This window comes from Cyclobacterium lianum (assembly GCF_900143075.1).
GTDB lineage: Bacteria > Bacteroidota > Bacteroidia > Cytophagales > Cyclobacteriaceae > Cyclobacterium > Cyclobacterium lianum.
The window spans coordinates 404,889-419,725 of sequence record NZ_FRCY01000001.1 but is presented as its reverse complement, the minus strand read 5'-3'; the positions used below and the strand labels follow the sequence as shown (position 1 = coordinate 419,725).

At 46.2% G+C, this 14,837-nt stretch carries 15 protein-coding genes; 11 read left to right on the top strand and 4 right to left on the bottom strand.

Translation table 11 applies throughout. The features are described 5' to 3' along the window. Nucleotides 1-34 precede the first annotated feature (34 nt). The gene (locus BUB19_RS01685; RefSeq protein ID WP_143155881.1) at nt 35-2,374 is read right to left on the bottom strand and encodes a T9SS type A sorting domain-containing protein; all 2,340 of its coding nucleotides are present in this window, start codon (nt 2,372-2,374) and stop codon (nt 35-37) included. A gap of 212 nt (nt 2,375-2,586) precedes the next feature. Here BUB19_RS01685 and BUB19_RS01680 point away from each other — a divergent pair, with 212 nt between their 5' ends. The 4 genes from BUB19_RS01680 to BUB19_RS01665 are packed head-to-tail and all read left to right on the top strand — an operon-like array spanning nt 2,587 to nt 6,993. Continuing rightward, nucleotides 2,587-3,807 carry a lipoprotein N-acyltransferase Lnb domain-containing protein gene (locus BUB19_RS01680; RefSeq protein WP_084096887.1) on the top strand — a complete coding sequence of 407 codons (1,221 nt, stop codon included), beginning with the start codon at nt 2,587-2,589 and terminating at the stop codon, nt 3,805-3,807. Between the two features lie 55 nt (nt 3,808-3,862). Further along, nucleotides 3,863-5,902, top strand: coding sequence for an excinuclease ABC subunit UvrB (uvrB, locus tag BUB19_RS01675; protein WP_073090739.1), 2,040 nt, complete (start codon nt 3,863-3,865; stop codon nt 5,900-5,902). Next, nucleotides 5,899-6,351, top strand: coding sequence for a hypothetical protein (locus BUB19_RS01670; RefSeq protein WP_073090735.1), 453 nt, complete (start codon nt 5,899-5,901; stop codon nt 6,349-6,351). The genes uvrB and BUB19_RS01670 overlap by 4 nt, the downstream gene beginning before the upstream one ends. Before the next feature lie 6 nt (nt 6,352-6,357). Beyond that, complete coding sequence (locus BUB19_RS01665; protein WP_073090732.1) at nt 6,358-6,993, top strand: AlbA family DNA-binding domain-containing protein; 636 nt, start codon at nt 6,358-6,360, stop codon at nt 6,991-6,993. Here the strand turns inward: BUB19_RS01665 and BUB19_RS01660 are convergent. Further along, nucleotides 6,983-7,489 (bottom strand): regulatory protein RecX, encoded by a 507-nt coding sequence (locus tag BUB19_RS01660; RefSeq protein ID WP_073091473.1) that lies wholly within the window; start codon nt 7,487-7,489, stop codon nt 6,983-6,985. The genes BUB19_RS01665 and BUB19_RS01660 overlap by 11 nt on opposite strands. 73 nt (nt 7,490-7,562) lie before the next feature. Between BUB19_RS01660 and tpiA the strand changes: the two genes are divergently transcribed. Next, a complete protein-coding gene (tpiA, locus tag BUB19_RS01655) occupies nt 7,563-8,324 on the top strand; it encodes a triose-phosphate isomerase (RefSeq protein WP_073090729.1) in 762 nt (253 codons plus the stop codon). A gap of 84 nt (nt 8,325-8,408) precedes the next feature. Further along, complete coding sequence (gene prmA, locus BUB19_RS01650) at nt 8,409-9,245, top strand: 50S ribosomal protein L11 methyltransferase (RefSeq protein ID WP_073090726.1); 837 nt, start codon at nt 8,409-8,411, stop codon at nt 9,243-9,245. A 10-nt stretch (nt 9,246-9,255) separates the two neighbouring features. On the opposite strand, the gene BUB19_RS01645 is transcribed toward prmA, so the two are convergent. Together BUB19_RS01645 and BUB19_RS01640 are read right to left on the bottom strand one after the other, a co-directional pair. Continuing rightward, nucleotides 9,256-10,671 (bottom strand): DUF4270 domain-containing protein, encoded by a 1,416-nt coding sequence (locus BUB19_RS01645; RefSeq protein ID WP_245802752.1) that lies wholly within the window; start codon nt 10,669-10,671, stop codon nt 9,256-9,258. Continuing rightward, nucleotides 10,598-11,410: a glycogen/starch synthase gene (locus BUB19_RS01640; protein ID WP_073090720.1), complete on the bottom strand. Its 813-nt coding sequence runs from the start codon at nt 11,408-11,410 to the stop codon at nt 10,598-10,600. Before BUB19_RS01640 ends, BUB19_RS01645 begins: the two co-directional genes overlap by 74 nt. Nucleotides 11,411-11,538: 128 nt before the next feature. Between BUB19_RS01640 and panC the strand changes: the two genes are divergently transcribed. The 5 genes from panC to BUB19_RS01615 all read left to right on the top strand — a co-directional run bounded on the left by panC (nt 11,539) and on the right by BUB19_RS01615 (nt 14,760). After that, a complete protein-coding gene (gene panC, locus BUB19_RS01635; RefSeq protein WP_073091470.1) occupies nt 11,539-12,387 on the top strand; it encodes a pantoate--beta-alanine ligase in 849 nt (282 codons plus the stop codon). 16 nt (nt 12,388-12,403) lie between these two features. Next, nucleotides 12,404-12,751 (top strand): aspartate 1-decarboxylase, encoded by a 348-nt coding sequence (panD, locus tag BUB19_RS01630; RefSeq protein ID WP_073090715.1) that lies wholly within the window; start codon nt 12,404-12,406, stop codon nt 12,749-12,751. Further along, the gene (locus tag BUB19_RS01625; protein WP_073090712.1) at nt 12,748-13,728 is read left to right on the top strand and encodes a lysylphosphatidylglycerol synthase transmembrane domain-containing protein; all 981 of its coding nucleotides are present in this window, start codon (nt 12,748-12,750) and stop codon (nt 13,726-13,728) included. Before panD ends, BUB19_RS01625 begins: the two co-directional genes overlap by 4 nt. Nucleotides 13,729-13,784: 56 nt before the next feature. After that, entirely contained in the window at nt 13,785-14,477 is a 693-nt protein-coding gene (locus BUB19_RS01620) for a zinc metallopeptidase (protein WP_073090709.1), read from the top strand. Nucleotides 14,478-14,571: 94 nt separating this feature from the next. Continuing rightward, complete coding sequence (locus BUB19_RS01615) at nt 14,572-14,760, top strand: acyl-CoA dehydrogenase family protein (protein ID WP_317041566.1); 189 nt, start codon at nt 14,572-14,574, stop codon at nt 14,758-14,760. Nucleotides 14,761-14,837 lie beyond the last annotated feature (77 nt).

Genomic DNA, 14,837 nt, shown 5'->3' with positions numbered 1-14,837 from the left:
TGCCTACTCGACCAGTAAAAACCTGGCAGTTATTTTACGGGGATCCCTTCTGCCATTTGATGGTATGAATTTCCCCCAGGCTGCGGAGCTGAATCAGGTAGGTGCCCGGGGGAAGCTCCTTCAAGTACATTTCTACCATCGGGGAATCGAATTCCTCTTTGAAAAACAATGTTTGGTAATCGACTCCTTTCATGCTCCACACCTGTACCGTCCTAATGTCCTGCATATCCCCCAACTGAAGGTTGATGTCACCGGACTGGTAGGGATTTGGAAAAATGGAGGGATTTTGCCGGGCATAAAACGGGTTGGAAACCCTGATTACAGGACTATAGCTGATTTCCGACTGATCTTCCATGGCCGACACCTGATAGTACCAAAATGGTTTATCTATGGGGAAAAAACGATCCTCGAAGGTGATCGTAATGCCATTCCTTTCCTCCTGGAATGTACCGATGGGAAAAAATTCAGGTTTCTCACCGTCGCTTCGCGAAACGGTGTATTCAATCAGATTTTCGGATGTACTCTTCCAGGTAAGTCGAACCCGGTCTCCTATCAAAATAGCCTCGAAGTCCAACCATTCAACCGGTAATACGCTTAATTCGCTAATGCTTCCGATTGTAAGAAAACTAGTCTGAGCCTCATCAAATTCAAATAGCCTGCCTGCCCAAAGCATGCCATCCCTGAGTGATGCGGACACGTGATCACCTATAGCCTGCTCACCTGCCCCTACTATACGCAAATGGTCGATGTCCTGCACCGCCAAATCCTCCGCCAGTATCCAGGCACTTATCTCATTGGTAGCAGTACCAACCGTATTCAACTCAAAAAAGCTGTTCAGGTGATAAACGACCACCTCCCCATGATCCGAAAATTCCGGATCGTAAGTAAGGCCGGGAGCTTCAATATAGCTGATTTCAATTGCCTGCGCCGAACCAGACAAATTTCCTTCCAACACCAAATGTCTGGGCGCATCAAAAACCGTATCGTATATGGGAAAGGTGGCATTTGAATCATCCAGAATCAGGGGCAGATTTTCGTAATACAATTTCCCCAGATTGAGCCATTTTCCTCCTGAGTAGCTGTAAATACCCGTGGATCCGAATTCCAGGGTCAGGTCCTGATCATGGAAATTTATTGTACCCGCTACCTGATTGAAGGTTTCAAAAATCGTTAATCTATGTCTTAAATTCACGGTCCCGGATAATTTATCCAACAACAGTCCCGACAATTCCAGTCCGGGTATGTTCAACTCCTGGTCCACATTTCCGGTCAGTTGCAATTCGGTGTCAAATCCAGTGACCTGCCCACCTGAGACATATACCATATCACCCTGTACCGAGAGCTCGTCCGGAAGAACTTTGGTAGCCAGCCCCTGGAAATAGAGGTTTTGGTATAGGAAATCTGATTGGGACTCAGCCATAGAGGCTTTTAAAAATCCCTGTGTGGCCCCGTCTGCGGCATAGAAAACATTGCCATCCAGTACCACATTGACCGCATCGATGATGGGTTCCTCTCCCTGCAGCACCAGGTTCGCGCCTTCTTCCAGAATAAAGGAGCTTGCGGGTTTGGTGTCTGATCTTCTAAGTATTTGGTTAAATTCACGGGTCGTCTCTGAAATGAGTGTAGCTCCCGGCGCAATACGAAATTCTCCAAAATCTTCTGTACCGAAAACATCGTCTGTTGTAAATGAAAAAGTAGACGAGGCAGGTGAGCCATTATAATTTACCGTTTGCCGGACCGTCCCGCTCTGTATTAAAAAGTTACTTGCTTTAAAAACAGCATTTACAACCAGTTCCTGATCCGGATTTGGATAAAATACCACGGTATACCTGCTGGCAAGATTTTGTCCGCTCCAGGAGTTTCTATCAACTACAATTCTTGAGTTGCCTCTGAAAACGATCCTTCCTTCCTCTGGATAAATCCAGTCATCACCCAACCAGGCACTATCAAACAAGTTGTAATCAGCCCCAACCACATGAAAACTGTGAAGGCCTCCATAGACATCCAGATCAAAAGTTTGCAGATTCAACTTTTTCCCCGCATCGGCTGCACCAAATAAATAAAGATTATTTACTTCTTCATTACCCGTCAGTCTGATTTCATTGCCTTTAATGATGAAAACATCATTATCCCGATTTGGAGGCAGGCTAGCAGCTGTCCAGGCTGTACCGTCATATACCTGCCAGCTCGCCGGGTCGTCCCAGTCACCCTGGCCTCCCTCAGGCAAGGCAGACCGATAGCTGAAAGTGGACAACGGAATCTGCGCATATGCAGTAAATCCAATGACGAACAGCAGGCCAAACAGCACTGCAATCCTGACGATCAACAGTCCATGTACAGTTTTGAGGGTCCTTTCTTTATAAAAAATATCCATAATAAAAATGAATAGGTAATAAAAATAAACATTACCCAAATAAAATCAAAGGATGTAAATCGTATATTTTTATATAAACATCATTTTTAATTATTTCAAACAAAATTTTTGCTACCAACACTGGCCCCTACGAATTAACACATCCCCTACGGAAAACTGAATTAAACCAGTAAATTTGTCCTTGTCTAATTGATTTTACCTGATCAACTCCTATGCAACGCTTCGCTTTTTCCTTTCCTGAGTTCAAATCCTGTCTGTTGTGGGGAATCCTCTTCTTTTTGTTACATAGCCCATCGCCAGGCCAGGCACAGCAATATAAGATCAGCCTGCTTACCTGCGATCCGGGGGAGGAATTGTACGCTACCTTTGGTCACAGTGCAATACGTGTGCGCGAGCTGGAGACCGGTCGCGACCTGGTATTCAATTATGGTACTTTTGATTTCAACACACCCTTTTTCTATGTCAAGTTCATTCGCCGGACACTGGATTACCAATTGTCTCTCACCACAACTGAGAATTTTCTGTACGAATACAATTATTTCAGAAGAAGTGTAAGGGAGCAGGAGTTGAATCTCTCAGATGTACAGGCCAGGGCTGTGGTGGCTTTTTTGCAGAAAAATTACAGACCCGAAAACCGAAAATACCGCTACGATTTCTTCTTTGACAATTGTTCTACAAGAATAAGAGAAATGATGGAATCGGTACTGGGAAATTCACTGAAGTGGAACCTCCCTCAGCCGGAGGAAGAGAAAAGCTTTCGCAACCTGATCGATGAGTATGTGTACCCGCTTCCCTGGTCAGACCTGGGCATTGATCTTGCCCTGGGAGCTGTAATAGACCGGGCTGCCAATGAAAAAGAGAAAATGTTTTTGCCAGATTACCTGGAGGCAGCCTTCCAAAGTGCAAGTATTATAGGAGACGGACCGGAACGCCCATTGGTGAGTCAAAACAATGCTATTTACGATTTTCCGGATGGGGAGCGGGGTAGTTTTAGCCTGGTGAACCCTTATTTTGTTTTCTGGGCCCTGGCCATTCTGGCCGGACTACTCACTTTCTTAGGATATAGAAAGCAGCGGCTTTTCCTGGGACTGGACATCGGCCTTTTTACCGTGCTGGGCCTGCTGGGCCTATTGCTTTGCTTTTTGTGGTTTTTCACCGAACATTCCCAAACCAAAAATAACTGGAATCTTTTCTGGGCGTTTCCGCTACACCTCTACCTGGCTGCCAAACTGGCCATCCGTCCCCAAAGTAGAGGGATCAGAAAACTTTTACTTGCGTCAATGATCCTCGCCGACCTGGCACTGGTCATCTGGATATTGGGTTTCCAGTCCTTTCATCCCAGCATTCTCCCCTTGCTGCTGATCATAATCCTTCGTACGAATTTCCTGTATTATAATCTGCACAGGTTCAGTCGTTTTGGTAAAAGTACCTGATCCTGAAAACTATTCCCGGCCTTAAAGGCGTTGTAATTAAGTAAATTAAAATTATATGGATTTTAATATCATTTCGGATTATGAACCCACCGGGGACCAACCGGCAGCCATCAAAAGCCTGGTATCGGGGATCAAAGGCGGAGATCCGGCCCAGGTTCTGCTGGGTGTGACCGGATCGGGTAAAACCTTCACCGTGGCCAACGTGATACAGGAGGTGCAGCGGCCTACCCTTGTATTGAGTCACAACAAAACCCTTGCTGCCCAGCTTTATGGTGAATTCAAACAATTTTTCCCTGACAATGCCGTAGAATATTTTATCAGCTATTACGACTACTATCAGCCTGAGGCGTTTATTCCTACCAGTGGTACCTATATAGAAAAAGACTTGTCGATCAATGAGGAGATTGAAAAGCTGCGGCTCTCTGCCACTTCAGCACTGCTCTCAGGCAGAAGAGATGTCATTGTAGTGGCCTCCGTTTCCTGCATATATGGTATAGGAAATCCGGAGGAATTTGGGAAGAACGTTATCAAAATACAGGAGGGCGACCGGATTCCCCGAAATCAACTGCTCTTCAAACTGGTGGAAGTGCTTTACAGCAGGGCTACCGCAGATTTCAACCGGGGAACCTTCCGGGTTAAGGGAGACACGGTAGATATTTTTGTGGCCTACGGAGATTTTGCGTATCGCCTTTTCTTCTGGGGAGACGAAATAGAAGCCATACAGCGGGTGGACCCCCTGACTGGCAAGAAAATTTCTGACGAGAAAATCATCACCATCTTCCCTGCAAACTTATTTGTGACCGGCAGGGATGTTATCGATACGGCGATCCATGAGATACAGGATGATTTGGTGGCGCAGCTTGGATTTTTTGAAAAGGACATGAAGCTGATGGAAGCCAAGCGGCTGAAAGAGCGTACTGAATTTGATTTGGAAATGATCCGCGAGCTGGGATATTGCTCCGGAGTAGAAAATTATTCGCGGTATTTTGACCGCCGGCAGCCTGGTACCAGACCCTTCTGTCTCCTGGATTATTTTCCCGATGACTATCTGCTCGTCATCGATGAAAGTCACGTAACCGTGCCCCAGGTTCGGGCCATGTGGGGTGGAGACCGGTCCAGAAAAGTAAACCTGGTGGATTACGGGTTCAGACTACCCTCAGCGCTGGACAACCGGCCATTAAAATTTGATGAATTTGAATCCCTCACCAATCAGGTGATATACGTCAGTGCAACACCGGCAGACTACGAACTGACCAAATCCGAAGGGGTGGTGGTCGAGCAGATCATACGGCCCACTGGTTTGCTGGATCCTGTCATAGAGGTACGGCCCAGTGGCAATCAAATTGACGACCTGCTGGAAGAAATAGATCAGACGATAAAAAACGGATTTCGGGTACTGGTGACCACCCTTACGAAACGGATGGCGGAGGAATTGGACAAGTACCTGGCCAAGGTAGGTGTCAAATCCAGGTACATTCACTCGGAGGTGAAACCGCTGGACAGGGTAGAGATTCTGAGAGAGCTGCGATTGGGCATATTTGATGTGTTGGTCGGTGTCAATCTGTTACGGGAAGGCCTGGATCTCCCGGAAGTAGCTTTGGTGGCTATTCTGGATGCGGACAAGGAAGGTTTTCTGAGAAACGAAAGGAGTTTGGTACAGACCATCGGTCGGGCGGCCAGAAATGAATTTGGAAAGGTAGTGATGTATGCCGATACTACTACTGAAAGCATGCAACTGGCCATTGACGAAACGAACCGGAGAAGGGCAAGGCAGAAGGAGTACAATGAGGAGCACGGAATCACTCCCAAAACGGTCATCAAATCCCACGACAGGATCATGGGACAGACCAAGGTGGCGGACAGCAAAAGAAATGCGAAAATTTATGTGGAAAACAATCCGGAAGAGGCAGATGTGGCGGCAGACCCGATTGTTCAATACCTTAGCAAGGATAAGTTGGAAAAACTGATCAAACAAACCCAGAAAAGGATGGAAGCTGCGGCCAGGGAATTGAACTTCATGGAAGCAGCCCGGCTTCGGGACGAGTGGACGGGTCTCAAAAAACGATTGGAAACCTTGAATGCCGAGCCATCATGAGGAAAATTGTAACCCGGGCATTCCTACTCAGTGCCATGCTCTTGCTGCTGCTGGGCGGAATCTCCAGAAGCCATGCCCAGCAGGCCGCAGGAAGCTTTTTGATCAGTAGCGGTTTGGATCTGGTCAGAACAGATATACAGGGTATCTTTCAGAAAGCGCAACTTGGTGCGGAGGTCAACTATTTTCACCTTCACCAGCTCTCGTTTTCGGGCGGTTTTGAATACAACACCGCAGGTGCAAATCAAATCACCGGAGGCCTGAGGTTTTATCCGCTCGAAGCGGCTTTTATCCGGGCGCGCGCTCTGGTAGGCAATAACGCAGACCTGGGCCTGGGAGCTGGCTACACCTATAATATCACTTACAGGATGCGTTTGGAAGGAATAGCAGATTATTATGTTCAGAACCAGACGCTGGGAGCAAGAATTACGCTGGCGGTTTTAATAAAATGAAAGGCAATGACGATTCAGGAAATTGGGAAGATAGCCAGAAGGGGAGAAGGCCTGCACGTGGAATTCAAAAAAAAAGCAGCCCACCCGGAAAAAATAGTCAAGGAAATTGTGGCCATGGCCAACACCGACGGTGGGCATTTGTTGATTGGCGTGGACGATGATGGTACGGTCAGTGGGCAAAGGTATATAGAAGAGGAGGTCTACGCGATGGACAAGGCCATTCGGGAATTGATTCTGCCTCCTATCCACCTGAATAAACATGTGGTGCATCTTACCCCAAAAAAGGGCGTGGCTGTATATGAAATTCAGAAGAGCAAAGCCGGCCCGCACTTCATCTGGGATGAAAATAAGAAAAAAGCGTTTGTCAGGGTAGCGGACAAAAGTATTCAGGCAAGCAGGGAGATGTGGGAGATCATGAAGCGCAAACAGCGCCAGGAAGACATTATCTTCAAATATGGTAAAAAAGAAGAACTGCTCATGAAAGAGCTCGCTGTCCGCTCCCACATCACGCTGAAAGAATACATGGTTTCAGCAAAAATTCCGATCTATATCGCTTCCCGAACCCTGGTCAAATTGGTATTGGCCAATGTAATAGACGTCATCCCCCAGGAATCAGGGGACCGATTTGTCCCTAAACAGTAGCCAGCCCATCTACTACATCCTTTATCAGATCTGCTTCGAAACCCCTGAATAACAGAAAACGAGATACTTTGGCTTTCTTTTTATACGGGTCGGCTTCATTGGTCAATTTCCATTTTCTTTCGGCAAGAAACCTCAATGTCTCTTCATATTCACTTTCGTCAAGCGCAGCAAGAGAATCCCGGATCAGGTCTTCAGAAATTTGCCGCATTTTCAGTTCCTGGCGGATCCGTATTTTGCCCCATTTCTTTAAGCCGAACCTACCTCTCACAAAACTATCTACAAATCTTTTCTCATTGAGGAAATCCTGCTCTTCCAATCTGGCGATCAATTTGCCGATCTCCTCCGGCCCCAGTCCCCAATCTTCCAGTTTTCCCCTCACTTCAAAATGACTTCTTTCCTGGTAGGCACAAAAAGAGGCTATTCTCCTCAAAGCCGCGGCATAACCTGGCTTCTTTTTTGCACCGGTATCCGAATTTTCTTTTTCTGGAACTGACATTTTACGTAATTTTAACCTTTGGTACATGAACGGGATAATCCTGACCAAATATATAAATCTTAACTAATATATCATGCGAAAAAAAATTGTTGCCGGAAACTGGAAAATGAATGGTGTTCAGGAGGAGGGGCAAAAGCTTACTTCAGAGATTGTAAATATGCTCAGAGATGAACCACAGAAAGATGTAACGGTAGTATTAAACCCTCCATATGTTCACCTTCACGGAGTCAATAAATTGATAGCAGGAGTTAAAAACATACATTTGGGCGGCCAGAATTGTTCCGACAAGGCATCCGGTGCATTTACAGGCGAAATTTCGGCGGAAATGCTGGCCTCATTTGGGGCCGAATACGTAATTATCGGCCACAGTGAAAGAAGGGAGTATTTCCGGGAAACCAATGCGTTGCTTACAGAAAAAACCAAGCAGGCACTGGCTAATAAGCTGACACCGATATTCTGTTGCGGCGAACCGCTTGAAATCAGAGAATCCGGCACCCATGAGGATTACGTGAAAAACCAATTGACTGAGAGTTTATTTGGGTTTTCTGAAAACGAGATCAAAAACATCGTCATTGCTTATGAGCCTATATGGGCCATCGGAACAGGCAAAACCGCGTCTGCTGAGCAGGCTCAGGAAATGCATGCCGCCATCAGGCAGCACCTGGCCGGCAAATTTGGAAGCGCTGTGGCCGATGAAATCTCCATCCTCTATGGTGGTAGCTGCAAACCAGATAATGCCAGAGAGATCTTTTCCAAGCCAGACGTGGATGGAGGCTTGATTGGGGGTGCATCCCTGAAATCAAGAGATTTTGTAGACATCATCAAATCTTTCTAAGCCTGCCTTTGCTGCCAGCTTATTCTTGCCCGGGTCGCCTGCTGTCCCGGGCATTTTCATACACCATCCAAAAACTTTACAGAAATGGAATACCTGGAATTCAAGATCACCTGCAGCCCTTCCTACCGGGAAATCCTTATCGCTGAAATGGCCGGGATCGGTTTTGATTCATTTCTGGAAACTGAGGCTGGCATAGATGCCTATATACTGCCCGAAGAGCTCGACAGAAAGGACTGGGAGGCTCTGATTGCCCGGTATAAGGAAGCTGCTGCCGTTCAGGTCAGCGAGGGAGTATTGCCCAAAGTGAACTGGAATGAAGCCTGGGAAAAGCATTACGATCCGATAGCAGTGGCTGACCAGGTATATGTCAGAGCCACCTTCCACCCATCAAAAGCGGCATCCTTTGTCCACGAAATCATTATCAACCCCAAGATGTCTTTTGGCACAGGACACCATGCCACTACCTTCCTGATGCTCAGCTGGCAGTTGTCGCTGGACCACCGCCACAAAAAGGTAATGGATGCAGGGTCCGGAACGGGAATCCTTGCCATCATGGCCAAAAAATTGGGTGCAAAATTTGTGACAGCCTTTGATATAGACGACTGGAGTGTGGAAAACGGTAATGAGAATTTTGAAATTAACGGCCTAGTCGGAACCATCATGCAGAAAGGTACTGTGAGGTCGGTAAGCAAGGAAAAAAACTACGACCTGATCCTGGCCAATATCAACAAAAATGTATTGCTGGATGAGCTTCCCACATACGCCGGAGACCTTAGTGCCGGGGGCCTGCTGGTACTGAGCGGGTTTTACGAAAAAGACATCCCTGAAATCAGAAAAGCGGCAGAAGAACAGGGACTCGAATACCGGGATAAAAAATGCAGCAAACAGTGGGCCGCTGTCCTTTTCAGCAGAACCCACTGATTGCCGGAAATTACCGGATTTTGGTGTAATAAACCTTTAACTTGATATTGTCTTTATTGACGACAAACTCCCGGAGTGATCGCTTGAATGCGTCAGAATTTACCGGCGCTCTTTCTGTACTTGGGGTATTGGGATACAGGAACAAATCTGTCCTTACCAGCTCTGATCGATAAAGTGCATTGACATACGAGGTGATCTGATTGGCATAGATGCCGTCTTCAGTATTAAAGGCCAAACCTGTCTGGTTGTTTGTCGTAGGAACCACATTTCCATTCTGGTCAAATGCGGTTTGGTTGCCACTTTCACTCTGAACGGCCACCTCTCTGCCGTCAAACCGCTGATAAATTTCGTTATCTACCGTGGCAAAGTACATCACCAGGGAATTATAGGGTGTTTTGAATTCGGGATAGGGTTCAACGGGCCCTACTTCCAGCATGATCTGGTTAAAGGTAATGTTTTCCAGCGTATCCAGAAAATCATGAACCGGACTCATATCCAGCTTGAGCAACATTCCAAGCCCGGCTTTAGCCCCTACCAGATTTCCGGGCACATCGTATTCCTTTCCTCGTTCTGTCAGGCCTTCGATCGCTGAACCTTGCGCTTCATTGCTCAGCCCGGTAAAGTGTCGGGACTGAATGGTATTGATAGGATAGCCGGTAGAGACAGTGTCTCCATCATAATGATAGTACAACGTCATACCGGTACCGCTGCCCATAGCCAGTGACAGGGAGGTGTTTTGTGCCGGATCTCCGGTCATGACGATACCCGGGAAGTAATCCCGGAAAGTAAAGATATTGTCAAATACCGGGTCATCAGCCTTCAGCTTTTCAAAGAAATCAGATGATATTTCAGGCGACACGTTCATCCTCAGAAGATTTGCCGTGTCCGGCTGCAGGACGAAAGATCCCGAAGCAATAGTACTTTCCTCCTCGTAGGCAAGGCTACTGAAATTGTAGTAGGCAGTATCCAGAATCGGCTCCGTGAGGCGGTGTACGCTAAAGGTCTTTTCCTCGTCAAAATCTTCTCCGATAAGGTCCACCACATTCATGGTAAACACGGCCGAATCAAAAATCGCCTCCTCTCTGGGCGGAACACCGTTGGGATTGAACGACAATCTGCTGTAAGCTGTGGCACGGGTAGTTCCGAACAGCTCACTTTGATCCCCGCCCACTACTACTCTTCCCTGGCTGGTAGTATTAAAGGAATCTGCCAGGACCAAATAAGAAGAAAGGGGTATTTCTTCATAGAAAACCCCTATCTGATTGGAATCCGGGTCGAGTACCAAACCTATTTCTGATGGGTCAGAACAGGCCCCGGTAAATAGCATGATAGAAAATAAAATTCCGAAAATTTTAGCCTGCCAGATCGGTGTAGATATTGTAGTAACTCTCAAAAAGCTGAGCTTCTTCTTCACTATTAATTTCAAACTGCTTGTCTTTAGATGTTTCTTTTATCATGGTAGTGAGGTTCTCAGAGATATCCTCGCCTTTTACTACGACATCGGCATACTCCATTCCAAGTTTGAGGAAACCTTCGTAATCCTTGGTCTTTAATGGGTCTAGTAGCTCATCGTCGATATCTACCATTTTGATTTTTTCAAATAAATCGTCCCCAAATTTATGACTAAATCCGTTATTATAAATGGCAAAGACGGATTTTGTTTCCTTAAATAGGGGTTCGTTCTTATAAGTGGTTTTGAGATACAAGGGTATCAAACTGGTCATCCAGTCATTGCAATGTACCACATCTGGTGCCCAACCCAGTTTCTTTACAGTCTCCAATACGCCTTTGCAAAAGAAAATCGCTCTTTCGTCATTGTCTTCGTAAAACTTATCCTGCTTGTCAAAGAAAACGCTCTTTCGCTGGAAATAGTCTTCATTGTCTATGAAATAAACCTGAAGCTTTGCATTGGGAATGGAAGCCACCTTGATAATCAGCGGTTTTTCTTCCTCACCTACAGAAATATTGATACCGGAAAGGCGTACTACCTCGTGCAGTCTGTTCTTCCTCTCATTGATAAGGCCGAATCTGGGTACCAGAATCCGGATTTCCATTCCCTTTTCCTGCATGGCCTGCGGTAACGCCCTTACAAAATTGGCAACTTCCGAGGTTTGAAGAAATGGATTGATTTCGCTTGCTACGTAAAGGATACGAAGTTTAGACATATCTAATGTGTTTTGTTAAGGGATATAACGGGACTACAAATTTACAAAAAAAATAAGGATTTCCCATTGTTTTTAATCAGAATAATATACTTTTGCACCTATTTTCCTACACCATCCCAAAGAAGCCCTTGGAGAAAGTTGAAACCATACCCGCTGTAAGACAGCAGATTAAGCGCCTGAAAAGCCAGGGAAAATCGATTGGTTTGGTACCGACCATGGGTGCTTTGCACCGGGGTCATGTGGAGTTGATCCGTGCGGCCAAAAAGGTTTCAGACATTACCGTAGTATCGATTTTTGTAAACCCCATACAGTTTAACAACCCGGAAGATCTTTTTAAATACCCAAGAACTCTGGCCCGTGACCTGGAATTGCTGGCCGAAGAAGGCGTGGACCTGGTATTTGTTCCGGATGAAAAAGAGATCTATCCGGAATCTGTCATTACAGAATTTGATTTTGGGCCGATGGAACAGATCATGGAAGGCAAATTCCGGCCGGGACATTTCAACGGGGTAGCCATAGTGGTGGCCAAATTGTTCCATATACTGCTACCTGACCGTGCATTTTTCGGTCAAAAAGACCTGCAGCAGGTAGCTATCATCCGCCGCCTTACTGCGGACCTTTCTATGGATACCCGTATCCGGATGATCCCGACCGTGCGCGACGAAGACGGTTTGGCTCTATCGTCCAGAAACCTGAGGCTTTCTGAAAAAGGGCGCACCACCGCTCCCCGTCTTTATCAGGCACTCCGGCGATGTGAGACTGAACTATTGAATGGAGGAGATTGGTTTACGGTAAGAAATAAAGTCATTCAGGAAGAGCTTTCGCCGGCCGGCATACAGACAGAGTACCTCGAACTGGTAGAATTGAAACGATTTTCCTTGTTGCATAAGCAGTCAAATGGAGTACCCTTCGCGATATGTATCGCTGCCAACATTGAGAATATCCGGCTTATCGACAACCTGGTAATAGGCGAATAGCAGAACAAAAATTGTCATGCAGATCCAACTTCTAAAATCAAAGATTCATAGGGTAAAAATCACCCAGGCCGAACTGCACTACGTAGGCAGCATCACCATAGACGAAGACCTTATGGATGCAGCAAATATCATTGCCAACGAAAAAGTACAGGTGGTGAACATCAATAATGGAGAGCGACTCGAAACCTATGTGATCAAAGGAGAGAGAGGAAGCGGACAGGTCTGTCTTAACGGGCCAGCGGCAAGAAAAGCACAGGTGGGAGATGTGGTCATCATCATTTCATACGCCTCGATGGACTTTGAAGAAGCGAGGTCTTATCAACCTATCGTCATCTTTCCGGACGATCAAAATAAATTGCTTTGAGCAAAAAAGCCAAACAGGGTTTTCAGGTTGCCTTCTCCCTGCTTATTGCAGTATTCATTTTTTATTATTTATACAGGGACCTGGATGGGCTTGCCCTGGTAAACTCCATAAAGGATACCGATTTCCTGTTACTGGCTTCTTCCGTGACTATTGGTATCCTTGGTTACTGGCTTCGGGCGTGGAGATGGAAAATCCTTATCGAAACCGGCGAAAAATCTAAGGTTAGTACGGGCCGTGTATTCTGGGCCCTCATGTTTGGATACCTGGTCAACCTGCTGGTCCCCAGAGCGGGGGAGCTGGCCCGATGCGGGGCAGTAAATAAGACCGAGTCTGTCAGGGTCGGGAAATTGCTCGGCACTGTTGTATTGGAACGGACCATAGACATGGGGTTTATGCTGCTGATGATCGGGCTGGCATTTCTGCTCCAGGGCAGTATTTTTCTCGAAATTTTCGGTTTATTGGTTTCCCTACCCCAATTGACTGACTTCACGAACAGCTATTTTTCTATCGGCCTGGTGATCTTGGTAATTCTGCTGGGAATGCTTTTCTTTGCCTATCGCAGATACAGACATTCGGGCTGGATAGGGAAAGTCAGACAGTTTTTGCGACAATTTGTCAGTGGTCTGGAGACTATATTCCAGATGAAAAAACAGTTTGGATTCTGGTCCGTGTCGGTGTTGATCTGGATCATCTATTTTCTGATGATGTATTGGATCGCTCTGGCTATGCCAGCAACTAACTCACTATCAATACCTTCTGTGCTAATGGTGTTGGTGATGGGAAGTATAGGGATGATCGCGCCGGTACAGGGTGGCATTGGCACCTTCCATGCGATGGTAGCCTTTATCCTCTTGTTTTATGGCATATCAGAAGAGCAGGGCAAGATATTTGCAATGGTGGTTCATGCCTCTCAGATGCTAACTGTAATGGTTTTAGGAGGCATCAGCTTGCTGCTTTTGCCGGGCAAAAAAAAGTAAGCAACCTTACTGATTGAGGCATCGTTTATGTAGCAAAAAACAATTTTATAAAGAAAATGGGAATCATATTAATAGTAGTTGTATTTGGGATTATCGGTTATGTGGTGAGTAACAAGCTGAAAAGTAAATTCAGAAAATACTCCCAGACCTCTCTGAAGGCCAATCTTTCGGGAAAAGAAATCGCCGAATTGATGCTGGCGGATCACGGCATTCATAATGTAAGTGTAAATTGTGTCGAAGGGCAATTGTCTGACCATTATAACCCGATGAACAAGACTGTAAATCTGAGCCCTGATGTCTACTATGGTCGCAATGCTGCAGCCACTGCTGTTGCGGCGCACGAATGTGGTCACGCAGTACAACATGCACGCTCCTATACATGGCTTCAACTCAGATCCACGCTGGTACCCATACAGAATATCAGCGGTAAAATCCTGAATTTCGTATTGATTGCATCTTTGTTTGGCGGGATCGCCCTGTTCGGCCTCCCCTATGAAGTGGTAGGTATAGTGGTAGTCGGTGCGTATAGCATGCTGACCTTGTTTAGCCTGGTCACCTTACCGGTAGAATTTGATGCAAGTAAACGGGCACTGGCCTGGGTACAGGAGCGCAATATTGTGACTGCGCAGGAATACGGGATGTCCAAAGATGCTTTGAAATGGGCAGCCATGACCTATGTGGTGGCAGCTATCGCCTCCATGGCCACGCTGGCCTATTATTTCTTTATTTTCTTTGGAGGAAGAGAATAGAAGAACTTGATAAAACTGACGATTAAAGGGGCACTGATAGCCCCTTTTTTATTTTTTAGCGTATATTATCCAGATACACATGTGTCAGTGAGCGATCATAGTAATTGATCGTTGCCAGGAGCAATTTGCTGAAAGGGATGCGGCCGGGTATTTTGCCAGGTCGGGTGCCACGGCCAAATTGTATGTATCTAAGGTAGCCATGGAAGTGACTAAAGAGGTGGTACAGATCCACCGAGGATACGGATATGTACGGGAATACCCTGCAGAACGCATGATCAGGTAGGAGAAAATCACATAAATACACGACCGGAGGTCTGAAATTCAAAAAATAGTTATATCCCGGAGCCTTTTAAGATAATT

Excerpts from the sequence above, each read along its gene's own strand:
- BUB19_RS01640 (WP_073090720.1), bottom strand. The coding sequence starts at position 11,410 with ATGTCTAAACTTCGTATCCTTTACGTAGCAAGCGAAATCAATCCATTT.
- BUB19_RS01670 (WP_073090735.1), top strand. The coding sequence starts at position 5,899 with ATGAGGAAAATTGTAACCCGGGCATTCCTACTCAGTGCCATGCTCTTG.
- prmA (WP_073090726.1), top strand. The coding sequence starts at position 8,409 with ATGGAATACCTGGAATTCAAGATCACCTGCAGCCCTTCCTACCGGGAA.
- uvrB (WP_073090739.1), top strand. The coding sequence starts at position 3,863 with ATGGATTTTAATATCATTTCGGATTATGAACCCACCGGGGACCAACCG.
- BUB19_RS01680 (WP_084096887.1), top strand. The coding sequence starts at position 2,587 with ATGCAACGCTTCGCTTTTTCCTTTCCTGAGTTCAAATCCTGTCTGTTG.
- BUB19_RS01660 (WP_073091473.1), bottom strand. The coding sequence starts at position 7,489 with ATGTCAGTTCCAGAAAAAGAAAATTCGGATACCGGTGCAAAAAAGAAG.
- BUB19_RS01685 (WP_143155881.1), bottom strand. The coding sequence starts at position 2,374 with ATGGATATTTTTTATAAAGAAAGGACCCTCAAAACTGTACATGGACTG.
- BUB19_RS01620 (WP_073090709.1), top strand. The coding sequence starts at position 13,785 with ATGGGAATCATATTAATAGTAGTTGTATTTGGGATTATCGGTTATGTG.
- tpiA (WP_073090729.1), top strand. The coding sequence starts at position 7,563 with ATGCGAAAAAAAATTGTTGCCGGAAACTGGAAAATGAATGGTGTTCAG.
- panD (WP_073090715.1), top strand. The coding sequence starts at position 12,404 with ATGCAGATCCAACTTCTAAAATCAAAGATTCATAGGGTAAAAATCACC.
- BUB19_RS01665 (WP_073090732.1), top strand. The coding sequence starts at position 6,358 with ATGACGATTCAGGAAATTGGGAAGATAGCCAGAAGGGGAGAAGGCCTG.